Genomic DNA, 13,881 nt, shown 5'->3' with positions numbered 1-13,881 from the left:
TAAATCTATCGGATATGAGGGTATATCAGACAAACGAAATTAAGAACATTGCCTTAGTTGGCAGTGCGGGTAGTGGCAAGACAACTCTTGCCGAAAGTATGTTATTCGAAGCTGGTGTTATCAAGCGGCGTGGTACGGTTGAAGCTAAGAACACGGTTAGTGACTATTTCCCTGTAGAACAAGAGTATGGTTACTCGGTGTTCCCAACTGTCGTCCATGTTGAATGGAACAACAAGAAGCTAAACATTATTGATTGTCCGGGTAGCGATGACTTTATTGGTGGTGTTATCACTGCTCTTAATGTTACCGATGAGGCTGTCATTCTTATTAATGGTCAATATGGACCAGAGGTTGGCACACAGAATAACTTCCGCTATACAGAGAAACTAAAGAAGCCTGTTATCTTCTTGATAAATCAACTTGACTCGGACAAATGCGACTTCGATAATCTTATAGCAAGTATGCAAGAGATTTATGGCTCGAAATGTGTTCCAGTACAATATCCATTAGAGACAGGATCAGGGTTTAATAGTCTGATTGATGTTCTGTTGATGAAGAAGTACAGTTGGAAGCCAGAAGGTGGAGAACCAATCATTGAGGATATTCCAGCCGATCAGATGGATAAGGCTATGGAACTTCATAAAGCACTTGTTGAGGCAGCAGCAGAGAATGATGAAGGATTGATGGAAAAGTTCTTTGAAGAAGAAACACTCACTGAAGACGAGTTGCGTGAGGGTATTCGTAAAGGACTCATTACACGTTCTATATTCCCAGTCTTCTGTGTATGTGCTGGTAAGAGCATGGGTGTTCGTAGATTGATGGAGTTCTTAGGTAACGTCGTTCCGTTTGTTGACGAAATGCCTAAACTGCATAACACACGTGGTGAAGAGGTCGCTCCTGATTCTAAAGGTGCAGAATCACTCTATTTCTTCAAGACGGGTATGGAACCACATATTGGTGAAGTAAGTTACTTTAAGGTGATGAGTGGTTGTGTGAAGACTGGTGATGATCTCACTAACTCTGATCGCGGTTCAAAAGAGCGCGTTGGACAGCTTTATGCTTGTGCAGGTGCTAACCGTATTCCTGTTGATGTGCTGAATGCTGGTGATTTGGGTTGTATGGTGAAGTTGAAGGATGTTAAGACTGGTAACACTCTCAATGGTAAGGGGACAGATCAGCGTTTCGACTTTATTAAATATCCTAATTCAAAATACTCTAGAGCTATTGAGGCTAAGAGTTCACAAGAGACGGAGAAACTCATGGCAGCATTATTAAAGATGCATCAAGAGGATCCGACGTGGGTTATTGAGCAAAGTAAGGAGTTGAAACAAACGATTGTTCATGGACAGGGTGAGTTCCATCTTCGTACTTTGAAATGGCGTTTAGAGAATAATGAGAAGCTACAGGTAACCTTTAAAGAACCTAAGATTCCATATCGTGAAACGATAACTAAGCAAGCAAAGGCAGAGTATCGTCATAAGAAGCAGAGTGGTGGTGCTGGTCAGTTCGGTGAGGTTCATTTGATAGTAGAGCCATACGCAGAGGGAATGCCTGATCCAACAACCTATAAGTTCAACGGACAAGAGTTTAAGATGAATATCAAGGGACGTGAAGAGCGTGATCTCCCTTGGAGTGGAAAGCTCGTGTTTATCAATTCTGTTGTCGGTGGTGCTATTGATGCTCGTTTTATGCCTGCTATATTAAAAGGTGTCATGGACTGTATGGAACGTGGACCATTAACTGGTAGTTATGCACGTGATGTTCGTGTGATTGTCTACGATGGTAAGATGCACCCAGTTGACTCCAATGAACTTTCTTTCACTTTGGCAGCTCGCCATGCTTTCTCTGATGCCTTCAAAGCTGCTGGTCCAAAGATTCTAGAACCTATTTATGACTTGGAAGTCTACGTTCCAGGTGACTATATGGGCGATGTGATGAGCGATTTACAAGGACGTCGTGCCATGATCATGGGTATGGATTCAGAAGCAGGCTATCAGAAGTTACAAGCAAAGATTCCTCTAAAAGAGCTTGCTAACTATAGTATTTCTCTCAGCTCTCTCACTGGTGGTAGAGCTAGTTTTACAACTAAGTTTGCTAGTTATGAGCTTGTTCCTAATGATCTACAGCAGAAGCTAATTGCAGAGCATGAGGCTGAAGTAAAAGACGAAGAAGAATAGCATAATCATTTTAAGGTTAATAGGGTAATCCAAAGGGTGCGTTCACTCTTATTTTGTAATGATGAGAGTGTAATGTGCCCTCTTTTGCGTACCCTATTATTGCTTAGTTTTACTTTAACTTAAGGTTCTTTTGAGGTTTAACTTAAAGTCCTTTTGACATTTAAGTTAAAGTATGATAGATGTTTAATTTGAAGTATTCTTATGTCTTTATCTTGGCTTGCTTATACGTTAATATGTCTCTTAATCCTTTCTCTGTGGATAGAGGAAGTGTCGTTCTTTATTACTTACTTATAGTATTTACTTAACATTTAATCTTATTGTCATTTTCTTAGTCCTCCTCTTTATACAATAATTTTGATATGCTTGACAATCATTGATCATATATCCTCAAAATTGTTAATTAATTAAAATTGCATTCTATTAATTAACGTTTATGTGTTAATGGATTAATAAAATATTATCTTTGCAATCGTGAACATCGTAGTAGAGCTGTAATTCGAGTATAATTCTGGAGCCGCAGCATATACGAATAGAAGTAGTAATAATGAAGAAGAAGACAATTTGGATTATTGCAGTAATCATGGGATTATCATTCCTAGGCTTACTCCTACTCCAACTCAATTACATTGAAGAAATGGCTGAGATGAAGAAAGAACAGTTTGACGAGTCAGTCAATCGTGCTCTTTATCAGGCTTCTCGAAATATGGAATTGAATGAGACCCTTCGTTATTTAGAAGATGATGTAAATAAGAAAGAGCGTAAGCAGGCGGAACAACATTCAACTTCAAAGGATAATTCCGTTGCAACACATCAAACTCCAGCAGTAGATAGTCAAGGCGATGCATATACTTCTTTTGAAGCGAAGTTATTGCAATCGAAGCCATCATTGACCCCTAAGGCAATGATTCTCCGTAATGATAGTAATTCGCTTTCTGCTACAAAACGTAACATGCAAGAGATTGTTCGTAATCGTTATGTCTATCAGAAAGCTATGCTTGAGGAGGTTGTTTATAATATACTTTATTCAGCATCAGATAAGCCTCTTAAACAACGTATTAACTTTAAATTGTTGGATCAAGATTTAAAGGCGGAGATGATGAATAATGGTATTAACATCCCCTATCATTTTACGGTTACAACACAAGATGGTCGTGAAGTCTATCGTTGTCCAGATTATGTATCGGATGGGGAAGAGAATACTTATTCACAGGTGTTATTCCGTAATGACCCAGTGAGTAGAATGGGAGTTGTGAAGGTACACTTCCCTGAGATGAATAATTACATCTTCTCTAGTATTCGTTTTATGATACCTTCAATCATCTTCACGTTTGTATTGTTGGTAACTTTTATCTTCACTATTGTGACAATCTTCCGTCAGAAACGTTATAGTGAGATAAAGAACGATTTTATCAATAATATGACACATGAGTTGAAGACACCTATTGCAAGTATCTCTTTGGCGGCACAGATGATGAACGACAAGAGTTTGGAAAAGTCTCCGAAGATGGTGGAACACTTGGGTGGTGTTATCAACGATGAGGCTAAGCGCCTTCGTTTCTTAGTTGAGAAAGTATTGCAGATGAGTATGTACGATAGGAAGAAGGCTGTTTTGAAGAAAAAATATACAGACTTAAACGAAATGGTTGAAACTATTGCACACTCTTTCGCACTGCGAGTAGAACATACAGGTGGTAAAGTCTATACGGAGATTGAAGCTGTTGATTCGACCGTGTATGTTGATGAGATGCATTTCCAGAATGTGATATTTAATCTCTTGGATAATGCTGTCAAGTATGCAAAGCCAGATGAACCATTAAATGTCTATTTGAAGACATGGAATACGAATGAACACCTTTATCTTTCTGTGCGTGATACAGGTATGGGAATAAAGAAAGAAAACTTAAAGAAGATTTTTGATAAGTTCTATCGTGTACATACAGGTAATAGGCATGATGTAAAAGGATTCGGTTTAGGTTTAGCCTATGTAAAGAGAATGGTTGATTTACATGGTGGTGAGATTAAAGTATTAAGCGAGTTTGGTAAGGGAACTAAGTTTATTATAAAACTTCCCGTGATTCGTGATGAAGAAATAGAAGATGAAGTATAAACATTAAAAGTTATAGATTATGGATGATAAGTTAAAGATTTTATTGTGTGAAGATGACGAGAACCTCGGAACACTATTGAGTGAATATTTACAGGCAAAAGGCTTTCAAGCTGACCTTTGCCCAGATGGTGAAGTAGGCTATAAGGCTTTCTTGAAGAATAAGTATGATATTTGTGTACTTGATGTGATGATGCCAAAGAAAGATGGATTCACACTAGCACAAGAGATTCGTCAAGCAAATGCAGAAATACCAATTATCTTCCTTACAGCAAAACAACTGAAAGAAGATATACTTGAGGGCTTCAAGATTGGTGCAGATGACTATATCACCAAACCTTTCTCAATGGAAGAACTGGTTTTCCGTATTGAGGCTATTCTTCGTCGTGTAAAGGGAAAGAAGACGAAAGAATCTACTATGTATAATATTGGTCGGTTTACTTTCGATACACAGAAGCAATTGTTGACATTAGATAATAATCCAGAGAAAGTAACTAAGCTTACTACGAAGGAAAATGAATTACTAGCTTTGTTGTGTGCTCATTCTAATGAGATACTCCAACGTGATTATGCCTTAAAGACCATTTGGATTGATGATAATTACTTCAATGCTCGTTCAATGGATGTGTATATCACAAAGCTCCGTAAGCATTTGAAGCCAGATAATCAAATAGAGATTATAAATATCCATGGTAAAGGCTACAAGCTTATTGTACCAGACGAAGATTGAGAACTGCTAGTTGATGACACATTAACTATTTAATAGGAGTAAGTAAAAGTCCAATAGGAATCTTCATAATATGCAATCCTATTGGGCTTTGCTTTTTGTTATCTAATGGTTGCTTGAATTCAAGGTAAATCAAGTTTGTTACCTTTTATAAATACAATAGTTCCACCAATGATCAATATCAAACCTGAGAATAATAGAGTATTCCTTTGAAAGGAAATAATGGCATGTATTGTAAATAAGAGAATGCCAATGATGATGGCAATAAGACCTAAATATTTGATATATCTTCTCATAACGAACCTGTAATTATGCTATACGATGAGCAAAAGTACTAAAATTATTTGGTCAATTGCATGGAAAGTAGTACTTTTGCGCTGCATTTGCGTATGCAAGGTGCATTTTTAATTCATTTTATATAATTAAGTAGTATGAATCAATACGAAACCGTTTTCATTTTGACTCCCGTTTTATCTGACGAACAGATGAAGGAAGCGGTCGCTAAATTCAAGACACTGCTCACTGATAATGGTGCTGAGATCTTGAACGAAGAGATCTGGGGTCTGAAGAAGTTGGCTTACAACATTCAGAAGAAGTCATCAGGCTTCTATGCATTGTTAGAATTCAATGCAGAACCATCAGTTATTAACACTCTCGAAACCGGCTTCCGTCGTGACGAGAAGGTTATTCGTTACATTACCGTTAAGCAGGACAAGTATTCTGCAGCTTATGCTGAGAAGCGTCGTGCTAAATGGGCAGCTAAAAAGGAGGCATAATTATGGCAGAGCAGAAATCAGAGATCCGTTATTTGACAGCTCCTTCTATCGACACAAAGAAGAAGAAGTATTGCCGTTTCAAGAAGAGCGGTATTAAGTACATCGATTACAAAGATGGTGAGTTCTTGAAGAAGTTCCTTAACGAGCAGGGTAAGATCCTTCCTCGTCGTATCACAGGTACTTCATTGAAGTATCAGCGTCGTGTGGCACAGGCTGTTAAGCGTGCTCGTCAGATTGCATTACTTCCATACGTAACCGATTTGATGAAGTAAAAAGGAGGTCAATAGATGGAGATTATATTAAAAGAAGATATTATCGGTCTTGGATACAAGAACGATATCGTTAATGTAAAGAACGGCTACGGTCGTAACTATCTCATTCCAACAGGTAAAGGTGTTATCGCATCTCCTTCAGCTAAGAAGCAGTTGGCAGAGAACTTAAAGCAGCAGGCTTCTAAACTTGCAGCTCTTAAGGCTGAGGCAGAGAAGAAGGCATCACAGTTGGATGGTGTAGAACTTGTTATTGAAACAAAGGTATCAGCTACTGGTGTAACTTATGGTTCTGTTAATGCAGCAACTGTAGTTGAAGAGCTTGCAAAGCGTGGTATTGAGGTTGATCGCAAGATTGTCACAATGCACGATATGAAGAAGGTTGGTACTTCTGAAGCTACTGTTCACTTCCACAAGGAGGTTGAGGTTAAGATTCCTGTAACTGTAGTTGCAGAGAACCAGCCAGCACCTGCTGTTGAGGAGGCTCCAGTAGAGCAGCCTGCAGAGGCACCTGTTGCAGAGGAGGGAGCTCCAGCAGCTGAGTAATTCAACAAATGACATTTTGCACTGTAAAGCAGTAATGTTAGATAATAGTCCCTTTCACTTCCGGGTGGAAGGGATTTATTAGTTTATTATGAAACGAATAGTACTTACCGGCGGACCTTGTGCCGGAAAAACGACAGCACTTGTCAAGATTATCGAGCATTTCTCCAGTCTCGGTTACAAGGTGTTTATTATTCCAGAAGTGCCAACACTCTTTAGCCAAGCAGGTATGGATTACCTTACGGATAATCACGCATTCTTTTATGAAGGAGAGAAGGCGACACTAGAAATGCAGCTTGCTTTGGAGGATAAGTTTACACGGATAGCCGAAACAATTACTACTCCAACCATCATCGTTTGTGATCGTGGAACGATGGATATTTCTGCTTATATGAAACCAGAAATGTGGGATGAGATTACGGCTGGTGTTGGAACCTGTTCGGAGAAGTTACGTGCTAGATATGATGCGGTACTTCACCTTGTCAGTGCTGCTGATGGTGCAGAACAATTCTATACTACGGCTAACAATGCGGAGCGTACCGAAGGATTGGAGCTTGCACGTGAACTTGATAAGAAAGTCATTCAAGCCTGGTCAGAGCATCCTCATCTACGTGTAATCAACAACCACGAGAACTTTGATACAAAGATCAATCGTGTTATTCAAGAGATATCGAATGTACTTGAGATCCCGCAGCAGATAGTAGAAGAACGTAAATATATTGTTCGCTTAACAGGTGATATTCCTGATGCTATAGAAAGTGAGATCATTCAAACTTATCTAACATCCGACCCACGTAGTGAGGTGCGTCTTCGTCGTCGTACATTGAACGGCGTTTCTGTTAATGTTCGTACAACGAAAAAGACCTTAGCAAACAATGCACAGGTAGTTACCGAGCGACAGATTGATAATAACCTCTATGAATCATTAATGCGTCAAGCCGACCCTTATCGTCAATCAATCCATAAGATTCGTAAAACGTTTATATGGCGTGGTCAATTCTTTGAGCTTGATACTTATTTATCTCCAATGCGCAATCTTCAGATACTTGAAACGAAGGGCATTGTTGACCATGAAGATGTCAACTTCCCTCCCTTTATCGAGGTTGTAGAAGATATTACGGGTAAGACAGAATATTACAATTATAACTTAGCCTTGAGAAAGTAAGAGGTTAAGTTGAGCATAACTTAAAAGGTGTCGTAACTGTATGATCAGTTGTGGCACCTTTTCAGTATATCAAAGGTCTAAACTCTATTTCTTCTTTGCAGCTTTATCAACCTTCTCCCAATACTTCTTACCCTTTTCTTTTAGTTGGTTGGTAAAGGCAACGGCATCAGCATTAGCCTGTGCCTCGTCAGCAGGAGATGCGTAAGCATGACGGAAACCCTTAATCTTATTCCATTCACCACGTGTAAAGTCAGGTACTTCCACAGGGATATTACCATTATCCATAGAGATAGAACCTAACTCGGCTAGACAGCACCATTCTGCTAAGTCGTACACATCAATATCCAATGGCAAGCCGTTCTGTAAGCAATAAACTAGACGTGAATCCATGATGAAGTCCATTCCGCCATGACCACCAACTTCCTTCGCTTGTTTCTCATACTTTGTGATGATAGGGCTTTCGTTTGCCTTCTCCAAAGCTTCTCTATCCTTGCTTGATAAGTAGCTGTGCCCAGATAAGTCATCTGCTGAAGGGGTTACACCTGCTTTTGCAAGTTCTTGAGATGATAGAGCATAGCCTTCAACTGGATATTTATTAGCGAAACCCTTTGTTCCGGTTAACTGATACATACGATTGTAAGGCTGTGGAGTCATTACGTTATGAATAATCTCGATTACCTTTCCATTCTCTGTGCTAATCAGCGTTGTGGTTTGATCACCATTGCGGAACTCCTTACAAGGCTCACCGCTCATTTGTTCAACGTGCATCTTACCATTAACTGACTTTGTATCCATTGCGATAAGCGTCTTCATACGATCGCCACGGTGAATGTCTAACACTTGTGCAATAGGACCTAAGCCGTGAGTAGCATATACATCACCACGGAACTTCTGGTTGTAATCCAATCTCCAGCCTAACTTATCCTCTTTATCCTTCTTCCAATAAGCATTCCAGAACGGAGTAAGGTCGTGGCGATAAGCTCCTTGTACATAAAGAATCTCACCGAAGATACCTTTCTGAGCCATGTTTAAAGAGTTCAACTCAAAGAAGTCATAGCAGCAGTTCTCGAGCATCATACAATGTAGTCGATTCTTCTCAGATAATTCGATGAGTTGCCATATCTCTGACATATTCATTGCTGCAGGAACTTCTATTGCAACGTGCTTACCATGTGTCATTGCTTCTTTTGCAACCAGGAAATGATGTTTCCAATCAGGTGCAATATAAACAAGGTCTATATCTTTGCGCTTACACAATTCTTTGTAACCATCTTCGCCCGAATAGATATCCGCAGCAGGCATGCTAGCCTTACGTAAATATTGCTGACACCTTTCTGCACGATCCTTCTCAAAGTCACACAACGCCATAACTTGTATTCCAGGGATATGCGTCCATCGTTCAACGGCACCTGGACCACGCATACCAAGTCCAACGAAGGCTACACGTACAACCTTCATCTTTGGTGTTACAAGGTTCAAAACACTTTGCTCACCAGCAGGACGGGTTGGAATCTCTGTGACAGCCTTTCCGTTAACAATCTTGTAAGGCCAATTGAATTGTGCTAAAGCATTCGTTGGTAATAAGAAACTGCCTGCAATGAGTATTGCAGCAAATGTCTTTTTAATTCTCATAGTTCGGGTTTTAATTTATTGATTATTGGTTTTTAATTATAATTGCATGGCAAAGATACTGAATATTAATAAGACATGAAAATACTTTGCAGTTTAATTTCGTAAATAAGTTGTATGCTCGCCCCGCAATATGAGATAAGAAGCATCGGACTTATAGTTACGCTCACTACCTTTATATATAATGAAGTGAATCGTCTTTATATTGGAAGTATCTCTTTATACACGTTGGTATAGTCTATTATACAGACGTGTATAACTAATTATACAGACGTGTATAACCAATTATACAAACGTGTATAACTAATTATACAAACGTGTATAACCAATTATACAAACGTGTATAATTCATTATACAAACTTGTATAGAAGAGATTATTAACTTAAAGTACCTTCGTACTTTAAGTATAAGTACAATCGTTGTTTAACTTAGAGAATAAAAGCCTTCTAATAAGGAAATGAAAAAGGCCATAATCACATATTGATTATAGCCTAATTAATTATTCTATGATTGATTAATCAAGTGATGGATCAATGTTTAATTGGGTTGATTAGCGTACATGACCCAACAAATTCTTATTGATGCTGTTCACGCAGTAAATCGTTTACTGTTTTAACGGGGTTGAAAGTGATAAGTGGAACTTCAACGAAGATTGTATTCCAGTCGCTCATGGCTCCATTCCAGAGACCAGGTAATTCTAAAGCTTTCAGTTCGCGTCCGTTCTTAGACTTGGAACTAATAAATCCAGTTGACTTATCAACATGCTTTGTTAAATCAAAGGGCTCGCCCTTATAGTTCTTGATGGCGCAAACAATATCCACAGGATTGAAGTGCGTTCCATCAGTAAACATCTTCACATAATCCTTATTGCTCTTATCAATCTGTGAGCTTTCAAGAATCTGCAAACTAATTGTTCCATCATGGTTATAAGCTAAGAAAGGTCCACCACCTGGTTCACCCACATTCTTAACCATTCCACATACACGCATTGGTCGGTTCAACTTATCATAGAGATATTGTGCAAGTGCTGCGTCGTCTAATGTCTTTGCTTCACGACTCTCGCAGAATAAGTCATACTGTAAGAAACTTAGTATTTCCTCTAGCTCAGCACGTGTATAACAGCCCTTATCCAACAGGTGTAAGTAATCGAATGTTTGTTTCTGTAGTTCTACGAGTTTTCCTGCAATTACCATCTTCCAGTCGATAGTCTCTTTCTTCAATCGATCAGGAACTACATTGTCAATGTTCTTGATGAAAACAATATCAGCCTCGAGATCGTTTAAGTTCTCTATTAATGCGCCATGCCCGCCTGGACGGAAGAGCAAAGAACCATCATTGTTGCGGAAAGGACTGTTGTCTGGGTTTACAGCTATCGTGTCTGTACTAGGTTTCTGTTCAGAATAAGAGACATTCAGTTTAACGTCGTATTTAGCTTCATATTGTGCGATCTTCTCCGTTACCTTTTGTTTAAAGAGTTCTAGATGTTCATGCGAGATAGTGAAGTGTACGTATGCTTGCTTGTTACTAGCAGCATAAAGTGCAGCCTCCACTAAGTGTTCTTCAATCGGTGTGCGCACGCCATCGTCATACTTGTGGAAAGAAAGCAGACCTTTGGGGAGTTGCCCATAGTTTAAACCTCTTATATTTAATAAAGTGTCAACGATCAGCTTATAGTCCTCATCTTTCATCAATTCATCTACGCTCTTCCTTTCATTCTGCTCACACTTCTGATTCAACTCATTGAAGAAAGCAAAATCATGTATATTGTCAAAGAACTCCCTTTCGAAGTCATTTGCAGGCTCCTGGTTTACACCATTAAGGAAAGCAAACAGATCTTTAAACATACGACTAGCAGCTCCCGAAGCAGGTACAAACTTCACAACTCTATGATTTCCACTTTGATAAGTCTTCCAGATATTACATACCTTCTCTTGCTCTTCACGATTTATCAAAATGATACCTTTGGTTGGTGTTGCAGCAGCTTCTAATTTTAAATAGGGAAATCCTAATTTAAACTCTTCAAGCTGTCTATTGATTTGTTCTTCACTTATTCCTTTACTAGTAATCTGTCTTAGGTCAGTTGGGTTCATCATATTCGATAAAGTTTTAAAAAGATTGTTTTGTAATTGCAAAAATAACGAATTAATTTGTAAACAAGCAAGTAATTACTAGTTTTATTCCTTTAAGTGTCATTTTTCTTGTACCTTTGTCTGCGAACTATAATGGGTATGCTTATGGAGGATAAATTCATTTACACGGAAGAAGAGAGACTCTTATCCGACCAATTACTAGAAGAATTGAAGGGACTTCTTGAGCCATTATTTGCAGAAAGTGACCTTCCAAAGTTGCGTAAACATCTTGATGAATCTGTTATTAATAATAAGATTCAACGCAATGTATTTGGTTTGAACCCGATACTTTGCTCTATACAAACAGCCATTATTGCCGTAAGGGATATTGGACTTAAACGTGACTCTGTCATTGCCATTCTACTTTATCAAAGTGTGCAGGATGATAATCTGTCATTAGAAGATGTAAATAAACTTTTTGGTGAAGGGGTTTCTAGAATCATTCATGGTTTAATTCATATACAGACTCTTTATCAAAGAACACCAATCATAGAGAGTGAGAATTTCCGCAATCTGTTGCTATCCTTTGCCGAGGATATGCGTGTAATTCTAATCATGATTGCCGACCGAGTTAACCTCATGCGTCAGATACGAGACGTTGAGAATACAGAGGCAAGGCAGAAGGTGTCAGAAGAGGCAAGTTATCTATATGCCCCATTAGCACATAAGCTAGGACTCTATCAGCTAAAGAGCGAGTTAGAGGACTTATCCTTAAAGTACTTAGAGCATGATGCTTACTATCTGATTAAAGATAAACTTAATGCTACTAAGACGGCTCGTGATGCTTACATTAGTCGGTTCATTACGCCTGTTAGCGAACATCTGAAAGCAGCAGGATTGAAGTTCCATATAAAGGGTCGTACAAAGTCAATTCACTCCATCTGGCAAAAGATGAAGAAACAGAAATGTGGCTTTGAGGGTATCTATGATCTCTTTGCTATTCGCATTATCCTCGACTCACCAGAAGACAAAGAGAAGATGCAATGTTGGCAGGCTTATTCAATAGTCACCGACATGTATCAGCCTAATCCAAAGCGATTAAGAGATTGGCTTTCGGTACCAAAGTCAAATGGCTATGAGTGTTTACACATCACAGTGCTAGGTCCAGAGAAGAAGTGGGTTGAAGTACAAATACGTACCGAGCGTATGGATGAGATTGCCGAACATGGTTTAGCAGCTCACTGGCGTTATAAAGGTGTAAAGACGGAGGGCGGTATGGATGACTGGCTAGCCTCCATACGTTCAGCCCTTGAAGCAGGAGATAATTTAGAAGTCATGGATCAGTTTAAATCTGATCTTTATGACAAAGAGATATATGTCTTTACACCGAAAGGTGACTTATTGAAGTTTCCTAAGGGTGCAACGGTGCTCGACTTCGCTTATCACATTCATTCACGTGTGGGTAACCAGTGCGTAGGAGGTAAGATTAACGGTAAGAACGTGTCCTTCCGCACGGAACTACATAGTGGTGACATGGTAGAGATTCTTACTTCGTCTACACAAAAACCACGACAAGAGTGGTTGAAGGTCTGCAAGTCATCACGTGCTAAATCCAAGATTCGTCTTGCGTTGAAAGAAACACAAGCTAATGATAAACTCTATGCAAAGGAGTTGCTGGAACGTCGATTCAAGAACAAGAAGATAGATGTGGATGAAGCCTCAATGGGGCACCTTATTCGTAAGCTCGGGTTTAAAGAAGGTTCAGAATTTTACCAACAAATAGCTGATGGTAAGTTAGATCCTAACTATGTCATTGATGAATATCAGAAGATATATAACCATCTTCATAACCTTAACCAACCACGTGAGGCAGAAAGTGCAAAGAACTTTGAGTATGAGAACCCAACGCCAGACATTCTGAAGAAGAACGATGACGTTTTAGTTATTGATAAAAACCTCAAAGGGTTAGACTTCTCTCTTGCTAAGTGTTGCCATCCCATCTATGGTGACTCAGTCTTTGGATTCGTGACAGTTAATGGCGGTATTAAGATTCATCGTTGCGATTGCCCCAACGCTCCGGAAATGCGTAAGCGCTTCGGCTATCGTGTTGTGAAAGCTCGATGGAGTGGGAAGGGAACGTCACAATATGCTATCACCTTACGAATCATAGGTAATGATGACATTGGTATTGTAAGTAACATTACGAATGTTATTTCGAAAGATGAGAAAGTCGTCATGCGTTCAATCAATATTGATTCACATGATGGATTGTTCTCTGGTAACCTAATTGTTATGCTAGACGATAACTCTAAGTTGAACGTTCTGATGAAGAAGTTACGTACGATAAAAGGAGTGAAGGAAGTCGTTAGAATATAAATAAGGTAAGGCTTCCTTTAGATACAGAAGAGACTTTCCTCCCTG

Annotated in this window: 10 protein-coding genes; 8 read left to right on the top strand and 2 right to left on the bottom strand. The window is 39.1% G+C overall.

Translation table 11 applies throughout. The annotated features are described in order from the left end of the window. The first annotated feature begins 14 nt into the window (after nucleotides 1-14). The 7 genes from D464_RS0101755 (at nucleotide 15) to D464_RS0101720 (ending at nucleotide 7,761) form a co-directional block, all read left to right on the top strand. Nucleotides 15-2,177, top strand: a complete 2,163-nt coding sequence (locus D464_RS0101755) for an elongation factor G (protein WP_018909875.1) — start codon at nucleotides 15-17, stop codon at nucleotides 2,175-2,177. 544 nt (nucleotides 2,178-2,721) lie between these two features. Further along, nucleotides 2,722-4,284 (top strand): sensor histidine kinase, encoded by a 1,563-nt coding sequence (locus D464_RS0101750; protein WP_018909874.1) that lies wholly within the window; start codon nucleotides 2,722-2,724, stop codon nucleotides 4,282-4,284. A gap of 19 nt (nucleotides 4,285-4,303) precedes the next feature. Beyond that, on the top strand, nucleotides 4,304-5,011 hold the full coding sequence (rprY, locus tag D464_RS0101745) for a response regulator transcription factor RprY (protein WP_004383261.1): 708 nt from the start codon (nucleotides 4,304-4,306) through the stop codon (nucleotides 5,009-5,011). Between the two features lie 428 nt (nucleotides 5,012-5,439). After that, nucleotides 5,440-5,784: a 30S ribosomal protein S6 gene (rpsF, locus tag D464_RS0101735; RefSeq protein ID WP_004383260.1), complete on the top strand. Its 345-nt coding sequence runs from the start codon at nucleotides 5,440-5,442 to the stop codon at nucleotides 5,782-5,784. A gap of 2 nt (nucleotides 5,785-5,786) precedes the next feature. Beyond that, on the top strand, nucleotides 5,787-6,056 hold the full coding sequence (gene rpsR / locus D464_RS0101730; protein WP_004353605.1) for a 30S ribosomal protein S18: 270 nt from the start codon (nucleotides 5,787-5,789) through the stop codon (nucleotides 6,054-6,056). Between the two features lie 15 nt (nucleotides 6,057-6,071). Continuing rightward, a complete protein-coding gene (rplI, locus tag D464_RS0101725; protein ID WP_018909872.1) occupies nucleotides 6,072-6,599 on the top strand; it encodes a 50S ribosomal protein L9 in 528 nt (175 codons plus the stop codon). 88 nt (nucleotides 6,600-6,687) lie between these two features. Continuing rightward, complete coding sequence (locus D464_RS0101720; protein ID WP_018909871.1) at nucleotides 6,688-7,761, top strand: AAA family ATPase; 1,074 nt, start codon at nucleotides 6,688-6,690, stop codon at nucleotides 7,759-7,761. Nucleotides 7,762-7,845: 84 nt separating this feature from the next. Here D464_RS0101720 and D464_RS0101715 read toward each other — a convergent pair whose 3' ends face one another. After that, entirely contained in the window at nucleotides 7,846-9,393 is a 1,548-nt protein-coding gene (locus D464_RS0101715) for a Gfo/Idh/MocA family protein (protein ID WP_018909870.1), read from the bottom strand. 573 nt (nucleotides 9,394-9,966) lie between these two features. Beyond that, entirely contained in the window at nucleotides 9,967-11,484 is a 1,518-nt protein-coding gene (locus D464_RS0101710) for a DUF4301 family protein (protein ID WP_018909869.1), read from the bottom strand. 141 nt (nucleotides 11,485-11,625) lie between these two features. Between D464_RS0101710 and D464_RS0101705 the strand changes: the two genes are divergently transcribed. Further along, nucleotides 11,626-13,836, top strand: a complete 2,211-nt coding sequence (locus D464_RS0101705; RefSeq protein ID WP_026284603.1) for a RelA/SpoT family protein — start codon at nucleotides 11,626-11,628, stop codon at nucleotides 13,834-13,836. Nucleotides 13,837-13,881: the final 45 nt, after the last annotated feature.

Origin of the sequence: Prevotella veroralis DSM 19559 = JCM 6290 (genome assembly GCF_000377625.1) — a bacterium.
Taxonomy (GTDB): Bacteria; Bacteroidota; Bacteroidia; order Bacteroidales; family Bacteroidaceae; genus Prevotella; species Prevotella veroralis.
This window is presented reverse-complemented; position numbering and strand designations above follow the sequence as displayed.

Bases quoted from the DNA above. Each gene is read 5' to 3' on its own strand.
- D464_RS0101755 (WP_018909875.1), top strand. From the start codon at position 15: ATGAGGGTATATCAGACAAACGAAATTAAGAACATTGCCTTAGTTGGC.
- D464_RS0101750 (WP_018909874.1), top strand. From the start codon at position 2,722: ATGAAGAAGAAGACAATTTGGATTATTGCAGTAATCATGGGATTATCA.
- rprY (WP_004383261.1), top strand. From the start codon at position 4,304: ATGGATGATAAGTTAAAGATTTTATTGTGTGAAGATGACGAGAACCTC.
- rpsF (WP_004383260.1), top strand. From the start codon at position 5,440: ATGAATCAATACGAAACCGTTTTCATTTTGACTCCCGTTTTATCTGAC.
- rpsR (WP_004353605.1), top strand. From the start codon at position 5,787: ATGGCAGAGCAGAAATCAGAGATCCGTTATTTGACAGCTCCTTCTATC.
- rplI (WP_018909872.1), top strand. From the start codon at position 6,072: ATGGAGATTATATTAAAAGAAGATATTATCGGTCTTGGATACAAGAAC.
- D464_RS0101720 (WP_018909871.1), top strand. From the start codon at position 6,688: ATGAAACGAATAGTACTTACCGGCGGACCTTGTGCCGGAAAAACGACA.
- D464_RS0101715 (WP_018909870.1), bottom strand. From the start codon at position 9,393: ATGAGAATTAAAAAGACATTTGCTGCAATACTCATTGCAGGCAGTTTC.
- D464_RS0101710 (WP_018909869.1), bottom strand. From the start codon at position 11,484: ATGATGAACCCAACTGACCTAAGACAGATTACTAGTAAAGGAATAAGT.
- D464_RS0101705 (WP_026284603.1), top strand. From the start codon at position 11,626: ATGGAGGATAAATTCATTTACACGGAAGAAGAGAGACTCTTATCCGAC.